Origin of the sequence: Runella limosa DSM 17973 (assembly GCF_000482465.1) — a bacterium.
GTDB classification, from domain to species: Bacteria; Bacteroidota; Bacteroidia; order Cytophagales; family Spirosomataceae; genus Runella; species Runella limosa.
Genome location: NZ_KI519423.1, coordinates 190,809 through 211,919, shown reverse-complemented (window position 1 = coordinate 211,919; position 21,111 = coordinate 190,809). Strand labels below are relative to the sequence as shown.

The window sequence follows — 21,111 nt, the reverse complement described above, 5'->3', positions numbered from 1 at the left end:
AAACGTGCAATCACTACAAATAGCAGTTATTGGCGGCGGGGCCGCTGGATTTATGGGCGCCATCACCGCCGCCGAGACTTTTCCCACCGCCAAGGTGACTATTTTTGAAAAAAGCCGCAATGTCCTCAGCAAAGTCAAGGTTTCGGGCGGCGGACGCTGTAATGTTACCAATGCCGCGCCTACGCTCCCCGAATTGGTGAAAGGCTACCCACGCGGCGCAAAATTTTTACGACCGCTGTTTGAAATTTTCAACAATCAACACACCATTCAGTGGTTTGAAAGCCGAGGCGTAGCCCTCAAAACCGAACCCGACGGGCGGATGTTTCCCACGACTAACAGTTCCGAAACGATTATAGACTGTTTGCAACAGGCGGCACAGCGGGCGGGCGTGGAGGTCCGCACAAGTACGGGGGTGAATTCTATTGTGGTTGATGGAGGGCAGTTTCGGCTCAGGCTTCAGTCGGGAGAAGAACTGAGTGTAAATCGAGTTTTGGTGACATCAGGAGGCCACCCGCAGTTGTCGGGCTACGATTGGTTGGCTACGCTGGGGCTCGACATTGAAACGCCCGTACCTTCTTTGTTTACCTTCAACGCGCCCAAATTGCCGCTGAAAGACCTGATGGGGGTGTCGGTAGGAAAAGTAGGCGTAAAATTGGCAGGCAGTAAACTGACCGAAGCAGGACCGATGTTGTTTACGCATTGGGGTGTAAGTGGGCCTGCGGTATTACGTTTGTCGGCGTGGGGGGCGCGGGAGTTGGCCTCCAAAAATTACCAATTTATGTCCTTGATTAATTTTACCAACCAAAAACCGAACGAAGTGCAAGAGCAGCTGACTTCCATGCAGCGCGACGTACAGTGGAAAGGGAAATTTGTGCCGACCCAAGCCCCCTTTGGAATACCTCAACGTCTTTGGAAACAATTGGTCGAACTCGCCAATATCCCCGACACGATGCGTTGGGCTGACTTACCTGCCAAAAACCTACACCGCTTGGTAGAGCAACTGACTAATTTTCAGTTGGAAGTACAGGGAAAAACCACCTTCAAAGACGAATTTGTGACCTGCGGGGGCGTCAATTTAGCCAATCTCCATCCCAAAACGCTCGAAAGTCGCCACGTTCCTGGGCTATTTTTTGCGGGCGAAGTGCTCGACATCGACGGTATTACGGGCGGATATAATTTTCAAGCCGCTTGGACAACGGCGGTGATTGCGGGGAGGAGTATTGGGGACTAAGCGGCAATACTTTCCTGCACAATAAGCTCATTCCAATTGACAATATCGGTTTCGAAATTGTTAATAATTTTATCCAACGTTTTTTCAAATACCTTTTTTAACGAGGGTACTTTTTCTTGAATGAACCGTTCGAAAAGTTGATAATCGAAACGGTGAATGTTACCGATAGAAAACTGGTCGCCAAAGCCGTAGGCAACAGGTGTTATTTTCCCAGTTTCATCCACAATAATAGTGTCAAAAAGGTCGGATAAGTGGTTGTTGGCAGCACATTGGCGGGAAAAAGCACTGACTACTTGGGGAAAAGTGCGGATGTATTCACGGTGAAGTAAATCTATTTGGACAATCATCGAATCGGCGTACTTGCTCCGCAAATAATGAGCTAAAATATACATTTGGTGCGCTAATGTGTCATCCATAGCTAGAGAAGTAAGTGTCTCAGAAGCGCGGCCGTGCATTTCCAATGGGTGAAGTTGTAGTAGTTTTGCGCCATTTTGTTCGGCAAATTCTCCCAGCCACAACAATGACTCCCAGCTTTGGGGAGTGACTGTATGGATAAAACCAAAGGGCTTTTGGTGTTGTTGCAAGACTTTTACGCCTTCCATCATTTTCTCAAAAGCGCCTTTTTGCGCCCTGATGTGATCATGCAAAGGTGGAGGGCCGTCGATACTGATTGCAATTAAATCTACAAATGCTAAAATACGTTTAGCGCGTTCTGTTTTAAGAAGCATACCATTCGATGCCATTGTCGTTTGGTATCCTATCTCCTTGGCAAAACGCAATAGTTCTTCCAAATCACTGTACAAAAAAGGCTCTCCTCCCGAAATGGCGATGTTGTTGAAACCTTCTTCAAAAGCGTAGGCCAAAAACTTTTTAGTCGCTTCCACGTCCAGCATATCTCGATGATGAGGAGCTGAGTAGGAATAGCAGTGGAGACAAGCTAGATTACATCGGCGAGTGGGATGTAGCTGAATGGAACGAAATCTGTCGGGCACGGTTGGCCCAACAGACTCGCAATGCGTAATTAGTTCAGTAGCCATTCTGATTATAAACCAAAGGTGACCTGAACCTTAAGCGTTTCGGGATTAAGGATTCCGTACGGGAATACCTCAAAACGGCTGAATTTTGGCCGTACTAAGATGTCTTTCATTTTGCCAAAAAACTCAGGGTCGGGCTTTCCGTTAATGATAATACGATCAAAACGAGGCTTGCCTTTGATGAAAATATCATCAATCACAAGACCTTGTTTACGGAGCTCCATGATGGCCGCCGAGGTAGTTTTAAGAAAGGTTTTGTCAAAAGCCCCATGGGCGAGTTTGGCCATCAAAGCAGCTTCAAATTCTTTAGAGTCAGCCATTGTTGTAGAAAAGGTAACGTTGTAATAAACCCCTCGAAGTGCACGCCGAGGACTACGCGGTTATGCTAAATAACACAACAAAGTTGGGAAACTAAGTTTGTGAATTATAGAGTGTAACTACTTGATTTTTAAATAGAGTAGTTGTTGGGATAGTGCGTAGTTGTACGCAAAAAGAAGGAAGTAGTAGTACTGGTAGGGGGCGAAAAAACTAAAACGGCCGCATGGCCTTCACAAAACGGTTTTTGAAGTACTTAGAAAATAGATTGTCTTCGCGGACACCTTTGGACGACGAAGCGTGGATGAATAGAATGTCGTTTTTGCCACGAACTTCGGTGACAATGCCTACGTGCGATACATAGCCTGCTTTGCCCGCATCGGGTACGTAAAAAATCCAATCACCAGGACGGATGTCGTGTACTTCCTCGACTTCGGTGCCAAATTCGGCTTGCTGCCATGAAATGCGCGGAACTTTGAGACCCACTTCGGTATAAACCGAGCAAATCAGTCCTGAGCAATCGATGCCGCCTCGGTCGTTGCCGCCACTGCGGTAGGGCGTGCCCGTATAAGCACGAGCACTGCGTACAATGTCGCGTACGTAATTTTGGTAAGCACCTTTGGGTTTGGTCAGTAGGGGACGTTTGGTAGTGGGTGTTTTGGTGGTGGTTCTAGCAGGGGGGGGCGATGACTTGAATACCGCACAAGCGCTCACCAACAAACCAAGAAAAGCGATTGAAATTATGCCTACAAAACGCGTCATTCCGTACTGAGTTAGGGTTTACAAAAATAACGGAAGAAAAAGTGAAATAGCGTGGAGATGGGGGATTTAATCAAAACCAAACATCAGCTAATATCGGTCAGGGCGATGATTTTATCGTTTTCAAACTGGAAAACAGAACGACCTTCTAGTTGAATACGGTCGCCTTTTTTGAGCCCCATAGGCAAGTCGATGTCGAGTACCGCCTCATAATCTACCTCAATTTCACAGAGATTATTTTCGTGTTTAAAGGAAGTAATGGTTTGACAACGTTCCGAAAAATACCCTTTTGATTGTTCGGCTTGTTGGCGAATCGCCTCTTTTCCAATAAGGCTAAGGGTCACTTCACCGTTTGAAATATTCTCAAATTGAATGTTTTCATCAAGGTGTACCAACATCCCTTCTACATCAAATCGGTTGTAGGCTTCGACGTAGGCTTGAATCATTTGCTCGCGCTCTTGCATGGCGTGTTTATGTTAAAATGAGTGCAATGTTACGCTTTTTTCAAAAAATCATCCGTAAAATGAGCGCGATGTTTGGGTTGAGTAAATTTTTCTTGGTTGTAGTTGACCGACTGCCCGCGCGGTACCGACAGCGACGTCCACTGAGAAGCGAGCATTTTCCCAATAAAAACCATTTGGCCAACGTGATAGGGATAATGCGCCAATTGACGATTGATGGCTTCCGTCACGGTATGTCCTTGATTTCGAATATAAACGATGTGAGAGAGGTCTTCTACCGACAAAGAATCAAGCGCTTGAAATAGGCACGCCCAGCCTTCTTCCCAACGTTGAAGTACCTCTTGGCGCGTTGTGGCATCATTGACAAATTCGAAATCACGGTTGCGGGTGGCCTTTTCACCATCGGTTGTTAGGAAATTCGTCCAGCGCGAAAGCATATTCCCCCAAAGGTGCTTGACAATCGTGGCAATGCTGTTACTTTCCTCGTTAAAACTCCAGAAAAGCTGTTCATCACTGAGTTGCTGCATGGCTTTATCGCCGAGCATTTTATAATATTCAAATTGTTTACGGGCACTTTCTATGAAATCATTCATGCGCTTAGAGTGAGTGATACCAATCAAAATTAATTAATATCCCCAAAGCATGGCTGCTCGGTCTTAACTATTTTTCAACAGCCGACTTGCTACCGAAGGGACTACGCGATGAAGCCATTTGAGTAGTTTCGCTTTTCCAATGTAAATTTCAAAACGGTCACGCTGAAAACAATCCAGAAACTCATCGACGAGTGCCTCGCTCGTAATTTTATTTTTGCCGCGTCCTTGGGTCATCGGCGTATCGACCAGCGATGGAACGATTTCGAAAACGCGCATTCCTTGTTCTTCGAGTTGGTACCGTAAGGTGCAGCTAAAGCTATGGATGGCGGCTTTGGTTGCACAATAGACCGAAGCTGATTTTTTGGGAGAAAGAAATAATCCACTGCTTACGTTGACCACTGCCGACTGGGGGTTTTTGCGTAAAAGGGGCAAAAGCAAGTGAGTTAGCATTACGGGGGCGGTGAGATTGGTGGCTATTTCATAGCTGATTTGCTGACTTTGGTCGGTTTCATCGGTGAACAAGTAGTTATACTGAACAGCGGCGTTGTTGATTAAAATATTCAGGGTGGGATAGTTGGCTTCCAACCACGCTACTAGCGCTTCTTGGGTGGCGGTTAAGGTTAAATCTCCCGCAAAAATGCCCATTTGAGGGTACTTTTGCCGAATAGTTTCGAGTTTTTGAGCGTCTCGTCCCGTAATGATGACTTGGTTGTTAAGTTCTAAAAAACGTTGTGCCAGTGCCAGGCCAATGCCCGACGAGCCTCCCGTAATGAGCACAGTATTACCAGATGTTTTCATGGAATTTGCATTGAGTGTTTGATGTTGCAAGTCGATAAATCGGTTGCACAAAAGTCAAAAAGCAGGTGCCTAAATCCATTTACATAGGTAAAGAAATGAGTTATCGTTGGGCCAATTTTCGGCGAATACGGCTTAATTGCGTCGGCGTAATGCCCAAATAGGAAGCGATGTGGTATTGTGCAATTTGGTTTTCGAGCTGCGGGAACTGTTGTTGAAATAAACGGTAACGTTGGTCGGCATCCAACACCACGAGCTCAATTTCGCGTTGCTCTTTTTGTACAAAAAAGCGTTCGGCCAGTATTCGAGCAGCTCGTTCGAGGTCGGGGCACGAAAGATAAAGTCGACTAAATTTCTCAAAATTCGCCACCCACAGCTGACAGTCAGAAAGTGCTTGTTGACTGATTTGGTTGGGCGTATTGGTAATAAGCGACGCGTAACCTCCTACAAACGAAGGGTTTGTGAAAAAGTGTTTGTTGTATTCAAATCCGTCTGCGTTCCGATAAAAACCACGAATAATCCCTTGGTATAAAAAACCAATTTCTTTAGCCAGTTGCCCTTCCTCAATAAAAAATGCCCCTTTTTTGAGCAAACGTGGTTTTAAAAGCACGCTAATTTTTGCCCATGTTTCGTCCGAAATGGGGGTCAATGTGTCAAGAAAATCCTTTACCTCGGTCATGGTTTCGTGAGAGAAATAGTGCGTTCGGCGTTGATTTGGGTTAAAAAGTGCGCATCGTGCGACACCACAATCAGGGTGCCTTGGTACTCATTGATGGCGGCAATTAAAATGTCAATGTTTTGAATATCAAGGTTGTTGGTGGGCTCATCTAGCACAATCAGGTCAGGAGCTTGGCTTCCGATGGTGAGGCAACAGAGCATCAAACGCATTCGCTCACCGCCACTCAACGCACTGCAAGGCTTATCCCAGGTTTCTTTGTCAAACAAAAACCGATGCAAGCGTATCTTGATTTCGTGTTCTTGCAGTGCTGCGCTGTTGGCCTGTTGGGCTTGTTGTAAAACGCTTAAACGCGGGTCAATCAACGAATAATCTTGGTCGATATATACCGCTTGTCCCGCCGCTCGATGCAAGGTTCCCGCCGACGGTTGGAGCGAACCCAACAGGAGTTTAATCAAGGTAGTTTTGCCCGAGCCGTTTAATCCCTTCAACGCAATGCGCTCACCGCTAGTGATTTCGAAGTTTAAATTTTCCAGCCAAAGCGCCTTGTGACGATAGTCAAAATTGAGTTGGTCGGCCGTAAACAAGATTTTTCCTTTGTGCAAAAAAGAGTTGTTAAACCCAAACTTCATCTTGTCGATGTCGGGAAGGGACGAGCGGAGTTCACGCAATTCTTGGGCAAGCCCGTCAATTTTTTCACCATGAACACTTTTTAGCTTTGAGGTGCTGTTTTCGGCATTGTTTCTCAGGGTGTTCATCATGATGCGCGCCACTCCCGCTTTTTCTTGCTTCTGTTTTCCGCGCGCGTCCAATTTTTGTTGGCGTTCGAGCGTTTCGCGTTCCTTTTCTTTGGCTTTTCGAAGCGCTTTTTCTCGGCTTTGAATGTCGTGTTGGAGGGCATTCGACTGGATTTCTTTTTGTTCGGCGTAAAAATCATAATTGCCGCCATAGGCTGTAATTCCTCGCTTCCCAAGTTCACAGACAGTAGCAATCAAATTGAGCAAGGTGCGGTCGTGGCTGACGACAATGAGCGTTTTTGGGGTGGACGCAACAAAGTCGTAGAGCAACTGACGCGCCGCCGTATCTAGGTGATTACTAGGTTCATCGAGCAAGACAAAGTCAGGGTTATGAATGTCGATTCCTGCTAAAAATACCTTTGTTTTTTGCCCACCACTCAAAGTCGCTAACGATTCTGTAAGGTCAATTTCGGTGAGCTGCCAATACGCAAAAGCTTCTTGAATTCGTTCCTCTAGCGTCCAATCGTCATCTAATACAAGGAGGTTTTCTTCCGTGACGTTGCCTGCCAATATTTCTTGCAAAGCAGTTAGTTTTTTGGCTATTCCAAGTGCCTCCGCAACCGTCAGGTGGTTGAATTGACCCACTACTTGTGGTATATAGTAAGGCGTTGCTTTCACCATTCGTTGACCAGTAGAAGGGGGCAGTTCGCCCGCAATGATTTTCAACAACGTCGATTTCCCTGAGCCATTGTTGCCAATTAATGCGATTTTTTCGTGGGTATTTACGGCCAAATGAAGTTCATCAAACAACCGTGATTTGTTGGGATGTATATAGGAAATATTCTGGAGAATCAGCATGATTTCTTTCTTTAGGAGTGAATAAAAAAGCACGTGCCGCCGCATTGCGACGGGGCTATTTATTGAATCGGAAAGAAAGTGAATCTCACATGGAAGTAGTAAATTGGACGCAGAGGGGCTGTTGTATCTGACGTCTTAATGATGCTACAAAGGTAAAGGGATTTTTGAAACTTAGGGAGGCTTTTCAAATTTTTGCCTCTCTGACACTACTTTGTTTTCTATGTGAAAATCTATGTGAGCTATGTGGTTACCTATGAAAAACAGCTTAAACGCATTTAAAAAGTGCCCTCATCTGGAGCAATAAATAATAACTGAGTTCAGCGCTTATCTGCGGCTTTAAATCTGCGTCAATCTGCGGGTAAAACTTTCTAACACGCTACTAAACCTCCACCGCCAGGAGCGCAAGGTAGGGGTCGCCTTCCAGACCCAAGGCCACGGCAAAAGCAGGCTCGGTCTTGTACCCTTGTCGCTTCAACGAAACAATCTGCTGCCGAAATTCTTCCCCGTATTTTGCGAGCAGTTTATCCTCCACCAGCATGTGACGGTAGGCGTTTTGTTGAAACGTTGGAATATTTTGCCCAAAAATTTCAATCGCAAAACCGTCCACTTCAAACTGCGCGACTACGGCTTGGTGCGTTGGGTTTTCCCATAACGTAAAAGTAGGATGATGTCCAAATGTAGCGTGGAGCGTAGCAATGAACTCGCTTTTGTTGAACCACTGACAAATGACGTCGAGGTCGCTGCTTTCGATGTCGATGTTGATAGGAATCGTACCGACCAACACGGGCGAAAATAGCTCAAGTTGCGCCAAAATTCGGTGGTTGGTCAGTACGTCATACGCACGTTGTTGTCGCGCATTTCCTGTTTTTAAATAATCTATGGTGTCAAATTTCATTCAAATGAGGCATTTTACCTTGACGGTATTCGCGGTACAGTCGTACAATGTCTTCCTGTGTATCGCCAATAAACGGCCCGTGGCTGACGATGGGAGCTTGGTGAGGCTGCCCTGCGTATAGCACAAAACGAGCTCCCTGTTCGGTACTTTGAAAATGGAGTTCGCTCTCCGTGTCGTTCAATGAATCCAGCCATCCGACCTGGCCTTTTTCTAGCTGGCGACCGCCAGCGGTTACACTTCCCTCAAGAACGTAAACAAATCCGTTGTAGTGTGCTGGAATCGGTTGGGTTACTTCTGAGGTGGCGTTGAGTTGAAAATCGACCAGGGTAAAAGGCGTGTGATTGCGCAAGGGCGAGGTGAGGCCATGGCTACTACCACTATATACCCGAATCGTACCTTGCTCGTTTTGGAGCGTAGGTACATTTTCGAGCGTTAATTTTTGCCAAGAAGGTTCTATCCAACGTTTTTCGGGCGGCAAAACCAACCACAACTGCAAAATCCGCAGCGTGGTTTGCGCCGTAATCTCTTCCGTATGAACAATACCCCGTCCCGCAGTCATAAGTTCGAGACTTCCTTTTTGCCACTCTTTATCATTTCCATCAACAACAAAAGTAACGGTTTCAAAACCTGCATGTGGATGCGGGCCTCCAACGGGTGGCCCACCAGGTAAGTTGAGCTGGTCGTCCATGAGTAGGAAGAAGGGGTCGGTTTGGGGGAAATGCTGCCCGTCAATGAGTGCGGCAGCAGCGTGCCCTTTTCCTAAAAAACCTTGGTGGAATTTGGGGGTGTAAGCAAATTTAATGGTACGTTGGTTCATAGCTGTAGTTGATTGAAATACTTAATGCGTTGTTAAATTAGGCGAAAATACGCGTTGGAGCAAATCGGGGAAGCGCACCGCAATTGTAATCCAGAGAACGACCTGCACGCCGATGGCCATTCCAACAGGTTGCTGGTGTTGGAGGTGCGTTGCGATGGCGCCACCCATGTAGGCGATGAGAAAGAAAGCGCCGATGAGGGCCGTTCGTGGAACGAGAAACAATATCAACGACGTAATTTCCACAAATCCGATGAGACGGTACGTATGGGCATCAATGCCAATGGCGCTCGCTTGGGCGATGGCGGCCTCGTTTTGGGTAATTTTTAAGAAAGCACTAAAAGCAAATAATAGCCCTAAAACAGCGGTTAAGACCCAGCCCGTAATTTTAATTGATTTGGATGACATGGTTTTTAAATTTTTGATTTCGGGGCAAAGTTCTTTTAAAATGCTATACATTTGTAACCTGTTACAAAAAGAATACCGATTACAAAATGGATACCATACACACAAAAGAAGCCTGTCAAAAGTCGATTTTGGCCATTCGAGATACGTTGGATGTCGTGGGAGGGAAGTGGAAACTCATTTTGTTGACCATTCTAATGACGGGGCCGCGTAGGTTTAGAGAACTGTCGCGGGAGGCGGGGATTTCGCCAAGAATATTGTCGAAAGAGTTGCAGGAACTAGAAATGAACGAGTTGGTGAACCGTACTGTCCAAAACACAAAACCTATTACGGTGGAGTATTCGCTTACGCCTTATAGCGAAAGCCTAAATGAAGTACTGAGTTCGATGCAGCATTGGGGCGTCGAACATCGGAGGAAGATGATTCGCTAAAAAGCCGAGGGTGGCTTTTTACAATTTAGTGACAATGTTGGTAGCCGATTCGTAGTCCGAATCGAGTACCAACAGTTTAATATTGCCTCTTGGGCGACAAAAAGTGGAACTTGAGTCTATGCCCATATTAGGGTCTTTTAGAGTGGCTTTGATTTTTACGCTTTCTAAAAGTTTTTTGGCCATTTGGCATTGTATCCAAGTCCCGCTGTAGATTTCGATGAGTTCCATTGCCTTTCGATAGATAAACCTTACAAAGGTACTAAAGAGGTATATGTCGAATAACTACTTTTTATCCCTATTCAGTAATTTCAATAAGATTGTTTTCTGGATCTAAAATCACGCTTTCATAATAACCATCTCCAGTCATTCTTGGTTCTCCAACTACCTGAAATTCATTTTCTTGTAGCTTTTTAGTTAACCTGTCCACTTGCTCTTTACTTCCGACCGAAATCGCCAAATGGATAATTCCTAATCGTTGATTTTCAACTGTTTGGGATATGTTGTTTACTTCTGGTTTGTGCATTAATTCGAGGCGTGCTCCTTGCTCGAAAGACAAAAAATACGATTGAAAATTTTTGGTTGGATTGTGGTATTTGGCGCTAGAAATGGCACCAAAATAAGTTTCGTAAAAAGCCCTCATTTGTTCGAGGTTTTGTACCCAAATGGCAATGTGTTCGATTTTCATAGTGTTTATTTTTTTTGCAATATTTTGCAAATTTGCTTATAATTGCAAAATAATTAAAATTTTCTACCAAAAAATCTCGTACAAGCATGAATTTCCGCGACGACGCCATCGAATTAGATTTGAAAAAAGCACGATTTTCCCTCAAAGCCATTTTTCTGGTGTGCGGTATTGGGATTTCGAGCTGGGCGCCGATGGTTCCTTATACCAAAGACCGACTTGGTCTCGACGACGGCAGGATGGGTGTTTTGCTGTTGTTTTTGGGCGCAGGGGCAATTATCCTCATGCCGATTTCGGGTTGGCTGATTTCCAAAATAGGCTCTCTAAAAACGATGATTGCTTCTGCCGTCGTGATGTCGGTGGCGTTGCCGCTGCTGTTGCTCATGGATTCTTCGGTGGCCATGGCGGCCATGCTTTTCGTGTTTGGGGCAGGTCTTGGTAGCATCGACGTCGCCATGAATGCACACGGGGTTCAGATTCAAAATTTGTCGGAAAAACCAATCATGTCGTCCATTCATGGCTTTTTTAGCGTTGGGGGGCTGGTAGGGCCGTTGGCCATTGGTTTATTGATAAAGTTGGGTATAACGCCGTTGATGGCGGCTATTTCTGTATCAGGATTAATGATGTTGATTGTGCTTACCCAGTTTCGTTTTTTGATGGATGCCGCTACCGAAGTGAAAGTAAACCGTCGATTTGCGCCTGAAAAAAGCGAAGAAAGTTCGGGAGGTGCATCGTGGCTCAATGCCCAAGTGCTTTTCTTGGGAGCAATGTGTTTTGCGGTGTTTTTGGCCGAAGGAGCCATGCTCGACTGGAGCGCCATTTTTCTTCGCGACAACCGAGGGGTAGAGGAAGCATTGTCGGGGGTGGGCTACGCGGCATTTTCGGTTGCCATGGCGGTCATGCGTTTGGTGGGCGACAAAGTAGTTTCAAAACTTGATACCAAAACGGTGGTATCGGGAGGGGCGTTTGTGGGTGTTGCAGGTTTTGCGCTCATTGTCGGAACTCCTTGGCTTATTGGCGCTTTTGTAGGCTTTGTTTTGGTAGGAATCGGCGCGGCAAATATCGTCCCTGTGTTTTTTAGCGAAGGTGGGCGACTCAAAAATGTACCAAGTTCGGTCGCCCTTGCGGCCATTACGAGCATGGGTTACGCTGGTCAATTGGCAGGCCCAGCCATTCTAGGGTTCATTGCCCAACAAACTTCCTTGTCGATAGCATTCGGCTTTACGGGCTTTTTGCTGCTGTTAGTAGGCATAGCGTATGGCAGGAAGTAGCTGTGTGGAGGGTTGCTTACAACCCGATTTTTCCTGTGCTGAGGGTTGCTCACAACCTGATTTTTCGTGCCAAGGGTTGCTTACAACCCGCCCCTAGATATAGCAGCGGGTTGCGAGCAACCCTTGACACTACTTTACAATAAAAAACTCAAAAAATGTTAAAAGAGGAGCGTTTTGACCATATTTTAAAAGTCATAAAAGCGACCAATAAAGCTTCGTTTGAAGCGTTAGCGCTGAGTTTGAACGTCTCAGAAGATACCGTCCGTCGGGATATTGAAGTACTTGCAAAGAGTGGATTGCTAGTAAAAGTAAGAGGCGGAGCCATTAGCCCCTCAGCGAGTCCGCTTTCGTTTCAAGACCGCGCGGATATGTTTCCCGACGCTAAGAAAGTAATTGCGCTCAAAGCCCAACAACAGCTCTTGGGAGCCAAAACCGTGTTTATAGACGGAGGTACGACCATGCTGGCGTTTGTTTCAAGTATCCCTATTGATGCCAGCTTTCGGTTGATAACCAACAACATAGCGTTACTCCCGCTGTTGTCGGCACACCATGGACTAGAGGTGATTGTGTTGGGGGGAAATTATAACCGAAGTACGCAAACCAACGTGGGAGTTCAAACTTGCCTCGAAGCCCAAAAGTACCAAGCCGATGTGTATTTTATGGGAGCGTGTTCGATAGACAGCCAAATCGGAATCACCGCCTCTATCCAAGACGAAGGAGAAGTGAAGAAAATCCTGATGGCATCAGCCCGCAAGACGATTGTGTTGAGCAACAAAGAAAAGCTCGAAACCGTTGATTTTTTTAAGGTATGCGAACTTTCCACCATCGACACGCTTATCACTGACCTACCGAGCAACGACCCTGTGCTGGATAACTACCGAAAATTTGATATTGAGATTTTGTAATCAGCAGGCTGCTTACGTTTGTTGGTTTTGTATGGTTTGTAATAACGTATCAAGCTGGCTGAAACGCGTTTCCCAGATCTCCCTAAACTGCTCAAGCCACTTGTCGATTTCTTTCATTCGTTCTAGCTCAAGCGTATAGTAAATCTCGCGTCCTTTGTGTTCTTGTTTCACCAGTTCGCACTCGGTCAGGATGCGTAAGTGTTTCGACACTGCCTGACGCGTTGTATCAAAATGTTCGGCAATGGAATTGGGCGTCATTGCCTGTAATGCAATCAACGCAATAATCGCCCGTCTGGTAGGGTCGGCTATGGCCTGAAACACGTCTCTTCTCATCATCGTTATTTGTTTGTGAAACTAACTGGTTGCAAATATGTGGGCAACTTTTTGGCTTCGCAAACTCTTTTTGTAAATTTTTTTGGTTTACAGTTTATTCGTTCTCGTGCCCGTGGTACAAATACAGTGCCCCGTAGGTCCAGTTAGGGCCTTCGAGTCCAGGGAAATTGAAACGATCCATCATCAACGCCACGTACCGAAAAGGGTATCCTTCGGGCAGTTCAACGACGTTGGGCCATACCCTCGTACCCGAGGTAGCGTCCCACGGAGGTAAATCCATTTTTAGGGTGCCTATTTTTTGGAGTGTGGGGTAGGAGTAAATAAATACTTGCCGTTCTTGACTTCCCGAAAAACAATAGCGTTCGTTCCCAATTTTCTGAATAGACGTTCCCGTTGAATTGTGCTGAACAGGACCTGCAATGCGTCGATAGCCTTTGTTCCACGCTTCCGATTCAAGCATGATGGCCTTGTATCCGTTTTGGTTTTCGCAGGTGAGCATCCGCCACTTACGGGCCGTGGAATCAAAAACAACGTGCGGGTCTTCGATGTCGCCCACGAGGCCAAACGGCGTGGCTTTCATTACCGAAAACCCAAACCGAGGGTCGCGTTGGCTTTCGATGGCCAACAATTGTTTTTTCTCTTCAGGCTTGGCGTAGGCACTAAATCCCGTCGTCAGTCCTCGCCAACTCTTTTCTTTTCGGTCGTAAAACAAGTGAGAGGCCACCTCATTGCGAAGCAAACCGTCGTTTCGGTCAAATACAATAACGCCTTCCAATCGGAGGTCGAAAGTGGTTGGGTCAAGGCTAAATACGCCCTGAACGTGGTGCGGCAAAGCTCGGCCTCGTATCGTCATGGTGTACCAAAGCCGCCCCTTGTCCAAGAGTGGGCTGCCATCTTCGTAGGTAATGGCGCGGATGTCGGCCAGTCCCATCCCGCTACTAAGCACGGATTCCACTTTATTAATAAGCACTTCTCCTCTTTGAAGTCCCACATACAAGCGAGATTGGAACGAATGAAGGTATTTTTTATGGCGTAAATCTAGGATTTGACCAAAATCAAACTGCCCGATAGGGAGGGGTAAGCCATCGTTTTGCAGGAAAAGCGTTAGGCCACTTCCGAGCATTTGGAGAATGATTTTACCTTTGATTTGGGTGTTTTTACTGTTTTTTGTGGCAATGGATGTCTCCGCCACTACTTGTGCGTTTTTTACGGTTTTTTGGCGTACGTCCAGCAATTGTTCGTCCTTAAAAACAAATTTAACCACAAACTGCTCGCTTTGGGACGCATCCGTAAACTCAAAACCCACCTCTCCTTGGCCTTGGCAGCGGGCGAGGTCAATCATGTAGGTAGCAAACGGATTGAAGCCGCCAAACCAAATAGACGTTTGAGTTTCGGACGTTGATTGAATGGATAACTGTTGAGATAGTACGCTCACTTGCGCGGGCGTCGGTAAAGCATGGCGGACGGGATACATGGCCGATAAGCCGATGATTTCGCGGGGGTACAGGGCGGCCAACGGCAGTTGCTGCGTTTCATCAAAAATAAATCGACGAACACCTTGCCGAACAAAGTTGATTTTTTCGGGGGTAACGGGAGTTTGGGCTGCTGCGCAATTAAAAAATAATACGGTTAAGAAAAAGGGTAGAAAGGGTTTTAAAATAGCCTTCATTTTGATGAATTGTTAGACGATTCTGAAGTACTAATCACCAAAATATTGTTAAATACTTGCAAGTTTGTTGCCGCAAAATTGGGAGGCAAACCATTGCTTGACAATTCCCATTTTGGACTAATATCATTTTTTTTATAAATTCCGTCCCACTGCCCCGCAAACAGCATTTTATTGTGTCTAAGCACATTGAAAGTGTATAAACCTTTGGGAAGTCCATGTTGCGTACTTTGCCAATTTATCCCGTCTTTTGAGGACATTAATAACGACGTGTAGGTCATCCCATAGAGCTGTTCAGCGTCTGAACTTATGTTATGAACACTGTGATTTGGCAACATATTCTTCCATGCTTTGTCGGTATTTCTACAATAAATTCCTTTATTGGTTGCGATATAAATTGTGTTTTTAAACTTCGTTACGCTATTTACTTGTAAACCACTTTCCCCAAATTCCAATGACCAATTATTCGTTTTTTCGTCAAACACATATAGTCCATCATTGGTGCATACATAAAGGTTGTTTTGAAGTACTACAAAACGCCTAATTGTTGTGTTTTTGAGTCCAATATTTAGCGATTTCCAAACGTTTCCGTTGTCACTTGAAATGAATACTCCTTTTGATTGAGTGCCTACATAAAAAACATTTTTGTAATGCATTATTGCCCCTATATTTCCGTCAATAATATTTTTTTCTGTTGGCAGATTTACCCAAAGATTGTTTATTATGTTATACACAAAAACTCCTTTTTCTTTCGTTGCAATTGCAAGTAATTTGTCAGATGAAGTGATGCCACCTAGGCCAATTTGAACGTTTGCAGGAAGTCCATTACTTACGTTTCTCCAATTCTGTCCATTATCCATTGAAAAATAGATTAGTCCAGAGGCTTCCTCTTTTTTCGTTTGAAAGGTGTTTGATTTGGTCACAGCTTGTTTTTCAGGCTGTTTCTTTAAATTTTGACCAATACAAAAGAAAAGGGTCAAATAATGAATTGAAAGGATAAGAAAAAGCTTCACGTTAATTAATGATTTCACCTTTGTTGTTGTCCAATTTTTCACGAAACGTTTGAATCGCCTGCGGCGTTTGTTTGCCCCATTCGGTTACTTCTCCCACAATTTTTAAAGGTGCTTGTGAGCGATAAGAACGAGTTAGATTGCCTGGAAATTTTTTATCAGTGAGGTTCGGGTCATGCTCAAAACTACCCGTAGGCTCAATGATATAGACGCTTTCGGGGCCATCGCCTTTGGCCAATGCTGCCGCAAGACCTGCACCGCTGACCAGCGCCGTGAAATAAATATGATTCATTACCAGTTCGGATTGGTAGTTTGAAACCCCACCTGCGACCAACAAATCACCCTGTTGCAAATCAGCTTTTGTACCATGGTAAAAAGGGCCTTTGTCGGAAGGAGCTGTTCCGTATAAAGCACTTAGCTCGTGATTTTTTTTGGCGTTTTCCACATCTCCCAAGTCGTCATAGTACGCAGCAATTTGAGAATACAAAGTGGGGAGTGCGCTTTTAGTAGCTTCATTATCGGCCTTTAAGGCATGTTCTAACGCAATGGTTAGCCAGTGTAAGTGGTCGGAAACGGTAGGTTGATGTCGAGCTACGTAATAGGCAGCAAGAAACTTTTCAAACTCATTGGCGGCTTCTTCCCAGCCTTGTCGAAATAGTTTGTTGGCTTCTTCGGGGCTGCCCTTGGCCTCCATTTCCATTCCTTGAAGGCAGCGTTTAACAATGTTGTTGAAAGGTGAAAATTCCATTTTATGATTTTTGGGAAGGGTTAGTTTTTCTTAAAAAGCTGTGTATTAGCCACTACTGTACTCAAAGATTTTTATTTTATTTATTTTGCATCGGTATGAACCCGTTAAATCTGTGGCACAGCAAAACCAAGTAATTCTTCATTACTTCATTTTTTGGTTTCAAAAGCTTCCAGCCTGTTTAATATCTGAAGAATAAGGTCATTCTGATTTTCCAAATGTTTCAGAATCGTCTCAATTTCACTTTCGGCTTTTTTATTGATGGAAAAATCTTGTTCAGCCCTAAGTTCAGAATGCTTCGACTGCAAGTTTTGCCCAACCATAATGAGGGGCATAAGAAAAATCTGAACCATGTTGGAGATAAACAACCACAAAACAAAAGCTGGGTACGGGTCAAATCGTAAGGTGCTGGGAGCGAGGGTATTCCATCCAGGCCAAAGAGCAGTCCAACAAAAAATAATGAGGAAAAACCCCATACTTCCAACGTGCTCAGTAATCCACAAAGCGGCCTTGTCAAGCGTAGAAAGTTTTTCTTTATGCCTTACATTGACGTTATAAATAGGGTGGTAGTTGTTCTTGATTTCCTTAACGGATTGAATATCTTGATGTTTCATGCGCAAATCATGCTAAGTGTCGGATTGCATTTTTGAAGCGTTTCGGGCGCTGTTTTCGCTTACTCTGAATTTTATAATCCTTTCCATTAGTTGGTAGGGCATTGGTTGGTCAAGCGGAAATTGCACTGAACCTTTTCCTTGTTTATACTTTGAAAGTTCGGCCTGAAATTCGTCGTGCCCCGATGGTGTTGCATAAAATCCGATGTGATTTTTAAATGCCGCAAAATAAACCAATGGTTTTTTGTGTGTCTTGTAAGCAGGCATTCCGTACGCAAACGATTCTTCTGCTTCGGGGGCATTGTCCTTTATCAGCTTTCTAATGTTTCTCAAGATTTCCTGCACATTGTCAGGAAACTGCTGAATGTATTTTTCGATTTCGTTCATCTTATTTATGATTGTTGGCTGGGTTGTAGCATCGAAGTGAGAAAGCTATATCAAAACAACTACAAAAGCAAAAAAGCAGGCCAAAACCTGCTTTCAGACTAACTCTTCATCCACCTATTTTTAGGACGACGTTTCCTTTTTTTCGTCCTTCGTCAACATACCTATGTGCTTCTATTATTTCAGCCATTTTAAAAGTCTTGTCAATTGTCGCCTTAAATGCTCCTTTTTCAAATAGCTCTTTTAATAGCTCCAATTGTTGTATCGTTTCTGAAGCATATTTATTTACACTCTCATAAACTCCGTTTTCGTTCAAGAGTGCGGCACATTTTTTTCGATTGAATTTCCCCACTGCATCAAAAATTATGTCAAACTTTTCGGCTCGTTTAGTAAAGTCTTCTTTGTCGTATAAAATGATACTGCTAACGCCTAGTTCGCCAACAAGTTTTTGCCCGTTGGAACTGCAAACTGCCGTTATATCAGCATGGTGATGTTTTGCTATCTGGATGGCTGCTATTCCTACTGAGCCTGTTGCACCGATAATCAATATTTTTTTGCTTGGCTTTTCGGCAATTTTTGCTTTTTCTAGAAAATAAATGGCTGTATGTCCACCAAAAATGATGGCTGCGGCTTCTTCGTAGGTAGCATTTTTAGGCATTTCAAGCACATGGCTGTGTTGATTAACGGCTATATATTCTGCATGAGTCCCAAATTTAAACCCTGTCATCCCGAATACTTTATCACCAACTTTAAACTTGGAAACGTTGTCTCCAACCGTTTCAACAATGCCCGAAAAAGTAGTTCCTAAAATGGGTTGTCTAGGTTTTGAAATACCTAACACCAGTCGCATGATGACCTTCATAAATCCCTTTACATGAAGGCTTCTTACCCTAGCGTCACCAGAGTTGACCGTAGTAGCGACTATTTTGACAAGAATTTGACTGCTTTTAGGTATTGGTTTTGCAACTTCCTCAAGTTGCAAAACCTCAGCAGGGCCATATTGGGGGCAGATTATAGCTTTCATTGGTACTTTTAACGTTAAAAATTAAAACCAAAATCAAACCCAGGTTGAATAAAGTAGTTATTCCATTTTTGTTCTACTGCCTTAAAAGATGCTGGAACATTGGTTCGTATTGGCCAATAGCTAATTCCGATAGCTGGTTCAAAAAAGAAGCGGTTTTTAAAAAACTTAAACTGGTAGCCCAAATAGGAATCCACATATAACGTATAGCCATTTCCAATTTTTTTCCCATTCTTATCCATATATTTTTCAAAAGCATTTAATGCTTGAACAGATACATAAGCTCCCTTCCACCAAAACCGCTGATAGCCTATGGTAGGTGCCAGTATGCGCGCATGTCCAGGATAGTTCTCTCCTGGGGCATCAAATGATGATGAACTAAAAGGGATGCCTATTGGCCAGGAATAAATGGAGCGTTTAAATCTAAAGGAAATAATATCTTTGGGGGTTATTCTATACCCAACATTCAATTGAACATACTCAGGGTTATTTGTTTTATCAAAATTACCCAATAGCCACAAAGTGCTGCCAATCCACCATTTTTTATAAGTGCTGTCTTTTTTGGCATCTTGTGCATTCATCGGCAAACTACCTGCCAGCAGGAAGGTAAGTCCAATCCATAAAATCTTCTTTTGCATATCTGTTTTCATTAATGTTAAACGATGCTGCAAAGGTAGATTGGGGACATGTCTGACCTCGTTCACTTAAGTTAAGAAAGGAATCCTAGCTTTTGCTTTTCTCTACAATCCTCCCCTTAACCTGCTCAAAGGTTAGATGAGCACTCACTGCCAGGCTGGCCGTTCGTCCGAGTTTTGTTCAATTGCGAAAGCTTTCGGGGTTTTATGACTTGGCCTACGGCCACCACGAATGCTTAGTTATTAGCGGTAGTTTTTCTTTTCGTCAATTTCATCTTTAATTCGTTGTCTTATGTCAATTTTTGCACCTGTGAAAATAAATATTCCTGTCCCAAATTCTCTTGCATATTGATTAGTTATTGAGCCTGAAAGAGTTGAATTTTGAAAAAATTGAGATGTTTCTTGTAATTCTACATTTACTTCTTCTGCTTCTTTTACTCTAATTAAGTTTTCATATTTTTTGGTTAAATCAAACCAATCTATGTAGTCAGCATTGAATGAAACTGCTCTTAATTTTTGTCTTGTATAAAAATTTATAGCCCCTGCCTGTCCATAATTATCGCATAGAATAAGTGTATTATTCCTGTTTGGTAGCATTAAATAAGCACTATCAACTTTCAAGGCTAGTTCTTTCCACCCAAGCATATCTGCAAAATCTTGTGGTAGTAAATGGTCTTTGCCATCTTCCCAACGAAGTAAACCTAATTTTTTGTAGTTTTCTGAATACTGAACGATGTATTCTGGGCTTTTATTTGGAAATGCAACATTATAAATTGGAATAAATAATAGTAGAGGAACTGCAATGGCAACTGGTTGTAAATATTTTTTCCACCCATCTTTTAAAACATCTGCAAGATAAACAGAGCCAAAAGCAATGTAAATTGGATAAATACCAATCGCATAATAATCCTTTGCCTTAAAGTAAAGAAAGGCTGTTAACGTAAAGAGGATAGAGAAAAAGAAAAGCCTATATTTTTGGAAAGGTTTGTAAAAAAGTAACGAAAAAAATGATGAAAAAATGACGATTAGTGAACCGACAAAGAAGAGTAGCTGATTTTTCAAAAAGTCAAGTCTATTTACATTTATCAATTGAGTTTCTGCTAATTGTTTTAAGTGGTGAAAGACTGGAAAATTGTTGTTGTATTGCCAAATAAGATTAGGTAAAATTAAAATCAAACCAACTAAAATGGCAAAATACAGCGTAGATTTTAAGAATATTTTCCTATGTTCTGTAAGTAATAAAGAAGGTAAAAGCCCAATTAAGAGAAAAACAATGTTGTATTTATTTAAAAACCCAATGGCAAATGCTGTCGCTCCTAGATAGAGCCATTTTAAATCATCAGTTTTGGTGTATTTTAGCAGTATAAAGTATAAAGCCGTCCAGCTTAATACATCAAATGAATTAGGCTGATACAACGTATTTAGTCGCAATAGTATAGAAAATAAAACACAAGTTGCACCTAATACCAATGCAAATAGATTTCCATTTAATTCTTCTATGGCTTTCCAAACTATATAAATTGTCAGTGCACCATACAAGGCAGGGAAGAACTTAATCCAAAAAATTGAATTGCCGAGTAATTGAATAATATAAGATGTCCAAGAAGTAAAGGGAGGAACAGAAAGATAACCCCAAGCTAAATGATTTGCTTGGTCAAGATGCAAATATTCATCTCGTTGCAATTCATACTCACTGCTTAACAATAAAAATTGCAGCACGAATTTAAGTCCAATAAAACCTATTAAAATTGCCGTCTTTTTTGTCATTGAGCAGTGTCTATTAAAATTGTCGTTAACGGCAACATATTTATGAAAGACTGGAATTTGGAATACAAAAGTTTAGC

At 43.4% G+C, this 21,111-nt stretch carries 26 protein-coding genes; 4 read left to right on the top strand and 22 right to left on the bottom strand.

Annotation, left to right across the window (positions count from 1 at the left end):
* Positions 1-4: 4 nt before the first annotated feature.
* Positions 5-1,231: a BaiN/RdsA family NAD(P)/FAD-dependent oxidoreductase gene (locus K339_RS0120725; protein WP_028525316.1), complete on the top strand. Its 1,227-nt coding sequence runs from the start codon at positions 5-7 to the stop codon at positions 1,229-1,231.
* On the opposite strand, the gene K339_RS0120720 is transcribed toward K339_RS0120725, so the two are convergent.
* The 11 genes from K339_RS0120720 to K339_RS0120670 all read right to left on the bottom strand — a co-directional run bounded on the left by K339_RS0120720 (position 1,228) and on the right by K339_RS0120670 (position 9,576).
* On the bottom strand, positions 1,228-2,268 hold the full coding sequence (locus K339_RS0120720) for a radical SAM protein (protein ID WP_084332274.1): 1,041 nt from the start codon (positions 2,266-2,268) through the stop codon (positions 1,228-1,230). The genes K339_RS0120725 and K339_RS0120720 overlap by 4 nt on opposite strands.
* Before the next feature lie 5 nt (positions 2,269-2,273).
* The gene (locus K339_RS0120715) at positions 2,274-2,585 is read right to left on the bottom strand and encodes a hypothetical protein (RefSeq protein ID WP_028525314.1); all 312 of its coding nucleotides are present in this window, start codon (positions 2,583-2,585) and stop codon (positions 2,274-2,276) included.
* A gap of 208 nt (positions 2,586-2,793) precedes the next feature.
* Positions 2,794-3,342, bottom strand: coding sequence for a C40 family peptidase (locus K339_RS0120710; protein ID WP_037301399.1), 549 nt, complete (start codon positions 3,340-3,342; stop codon positions 2,794-2,796).
* Positions 3,343-3,425: 83 nt separating this feature from the next.
* Entirely contained in the window at positions 3,426-3,803 is a 378-nt protein-coding gene (locus K339_RS0120705) for a nuclear transport factor 2 family protein (RefSeq protein ID WP_028525312.1), read from the bottom strand.
* 29 nt (positions 3,804-3,832) lie between these two features.
* Positions 3,833-4,393: a DUF1572 family protein gene (locus K339_RS0120700; protein ID WP_028525311.1), complete on the bottom strand. Its 561-nt coding sequence runs from the start codon at positions 4,391-4,393 to the stop codon at positions 3,833-3,835.
* 63 nt (positions 4,394-4,456) lie between these two features.
* Entirely contained in the window at positions 4,457-5,191 is a 735-nt protein-coding gene (locus K339_RS0120695; protein ID WP_028525310.1) for an SDR family oxidoreductase, read from the bottom strand.
* A gap of 100 nt (positions 5,192-5,291) precedes the next feature.
* On the bottom strand, positions 5,292-5,867 hold the full coding sequence (locus K339_RS0120690; RefSeq protein WP_028525309.1) for a Crp/Fnr family transcriptional regulator: 576 nt from the start codon (positions 5,865-5,867) through the stop codon (positions 5,292-5,294).
* Positions 5,864-7,459 carry an ABC-F family ATP-binding cassette domain-containing protein gene (locus tag K339_RS0120685; protein WP_028525308.1) on the bottom strand — a complete coding sequence of 532 codons (1,596 nt, stop codon included), beginning with the start codon at positions 7,457-7,459 and terminating at the stop codon, positions 5,864-5,866. The genes K339_RS0120690 and K339_RS0120685 overlap by 4 nt, the downstream gene beginning before the upstream one ends.
* 379 nt (positions 7,460-7,838) lie before the next feature.
* Positions 7,839-8,354 carry a DUF4269 domain-containing protein gene (locus K339_RS0120680; RefSeq protein ID WP_028525307.1) on the bottom strand — a complete coding sequence of 172 codons (516 nt, stop codon included), beginning with the start codon at positions 8,352-8,354 and terminating at the stop codon, positions 7,839-7,841.
* Positions 8,344-9,171: a pirin family protein gene (locus K339_RS0120675; RefSeq protein WP_028525306.1), complete on the bottom strand. Its 828-nt coding sequence runs from the start codon at positions 9,169-9,171 to the stop codon at positions 8,344-8,346. Before K339_RS0120675 ends, K339_RS0120680 begins: the two co-directional genes overlap by 11 nt.
* A 21-nt stretch (positions 9,172-9,192) precedes the next feature.
* Entirely contained in the window at positions 9,193-9,576 is a 384-nt protein-coding gene (locus K339_RS0120670) for a DoxX family protein (RefSeq protein WP_028525305.1), read from the bottom strand.
* Between the two features lie 86 nt (positions 9,577-9,662).
* Between K339_RS0120670 and K339_RS0120665 the strand changes: the two genes are divergently transcribed.
* On the top strand, positions 9,663-10,004 hold the full coding sequence (locus K339_RS0120665; RefSeq protein WP_028525304.1) for a winged helix-turn-helix transcriptional regulator: 342 nt from the start codon (positions 9,663-9,665) through the stop codon (positions 10,002-10,004).
* Positions 10,005-10,022: 18 nt separating this feature from the next.
* Here K339_RS0120665 and K339_RS0120660 read toward each other — a convergent pair whose 3' ends face one another.
* Positions 10,023-10,232 carry a putative signal transducing protein gene (locus K339_RS0120660; protein WP_028525303.1) on the bottom strand — a complete coding sequence of 70 codons (210 nt, stop codon included), beginning with the start codon at positions 10,230-10,232 and terminating at the stop codon, positions 10,023-10,025.
* Positions 10,233-10,299: 67 nt separating this feature from the next.
* Positions 10,300-10,719, bottom strand: coding sequence for a VOC family protein (locus K339_RS0120655; RefSeq protein WP_310586644.1), 420 nt, complete (start codon positions 10,717-10,719; stop codon positions 10,300-10,302).
* Positions 10,720-10,775: 56 nt separating this feature from the next.
* Between K339_RS0120655 and K339_RS0120650 the strand changes: the two genes are divergently transcribed.
* Together K339_RS0120650 and K339_RS0120645 are read left to right on the top strand one after the other, a co-directional pair.
* On the top strand, positions 10,776-11,957 hold the full coding sequence (locus tag K339_RS0120650; RefSeq protein ID WP_028525301.1) for an MFS transporter: 1,182 nt from the start codon (positions 10,776-10,778) through the stop codon (positions 11,955-11,957).
* Between the two features lie 155 nt (positions 11,958-12,112).
* Positions 12,113-12,862 carry a DeoR/GlpR family DNA-binding transcription regulator gene (locus K339_RS0120645; protein WP_028525300.1) on the top strand — a complete coding sequence of 250 codons (750 nt, stop codon included), beginning with the start codon at positions 12,113-12,115 and terminating at the stop codon, positions 12,860-12,862.
* A gap of 12 nt (positions 12,863-12,874) precedes the next feature.
* Here K339_RS0120645 and K339_RS0120640 read toward each other — a convergent pair whose 3' ends face one another.
* The 9 genes from K339_RS0120640 to K339_RS0120600 all read right to left on the bottom strand — a co-directional run bounded on the left by K339_RS0120640 (position 12,875) and on the right by K339_RS0120600 (position 21,034).
* Positions 12,875-13,195: an ArsR/SmtB family transcription factor gene (locus K339_RS0120640; RefSeq protein WP_028525299.1), complete on the bottom strand. Its 321-nt coding sequence runs from the start codon at positions 13,193-13,195 to the stop codon at positions 12,875-12,877.
* A 94-nt stretch (positions 13,196-13,289) separates the two neighbouring features.
* A complete protein-coding gene (locus K339_RS0120635) occupies positions 13,290-14,864 on the bottom strand; it encodes a hypothetical protein (protein ID WP_051398144.1) in 1,575 nt (524 codons plus the stop codon).
* Complete coding sequence (locus tag K339_RS0120630) at positions 14,861-15,916, bottom strand: DUF6242 domain-containing protein (protein WP_211243823.1); 1,056 nt, start codon at positions 15,914-15,916, stop codon at positions 14,861-14,863. The genes K339_RS0120635 and K339_RS0120630 overlap by 4 nt, the downstream gene beginning before the upstream one ends.
* Positions 15,876-16,316 (bottom strand): NAD(+)--rifampin ADP-ribosyltransferase, encoded by a 441-nt coding sequence (gene arr / locus K339_RS38130; RefSeq protein ID WP_064751003.1) that lies wholly within the window; start codon positions 16,314-16,316, stop codon positions 15,876-15,878. The genes K339_RS0120630 and arr overlap by 41 nt, the downstream gene beginning before the upstream one ends.
* Before the next feature lie 449 nt (positions 16,317-16,765).
* On the bottom strand, positions 16,766-17,230 hold the full coding sequence (locus K339_RS0120620) for a DUF1003 domain-containing protein (RefSeq protein ID WP_037301391.1): 465 nt from the start codon (positions 17,228-17,230) through the stop codon (positions 16,766-16,768).
* Positions 17,231-17,242: 12 nt separating this feature from the next.
* Positions 17,243-17,614, bottom strand: coding sequence for an iron chaperone (locus K339_RS34335; protein WP_037301388.1), 372 nt, complete (start codon positions 17,612-17,614; stop codon positions 17,243-17,245).
* Positions 17,615-17,720: 106 nt separating this feature from the next.
* Positions 17,721-18,635 (bottom strand): NAD(P)-dependent alcohol dehydrogenase, encoded by a 915-nt coding sequence (locus tag K339_RS0120610; RefSeq protein WP_028525294.1) that lies wholly within the window; start codon positions 18,633-18,635, stop codon positions 17,721-17,723.
* A gap of 14 nt (positions 18,636-18,649) precedes the next feature.
* Positions 18,650-19,270 (bottom strand): hypothetical protein, encoded by a 621-nt coding sequence (locus K339_RS0120605; RefSeq protein WP_028525293.1) that lies wholly within the window; start codon positions 19,268-19,270, stop codon positions 18,650-18,652.
* A gap of 240 nt (positions 19,271-19,510) precedes the next feature.
* On the bottom strand, positions 19,511-21,034 hold the full coding sequence (locus tag K339_RS0120600; protein ID WP_028525292.1) for a glycosyltransferase family 39 protein: 1,524 nt from the start codon (positions 21,032-21,034) through the stop codon (positions 19,511-19,513).
* Between the last annotated feature and the right edge of the window lie 77 nt (positions 21,035-21,111).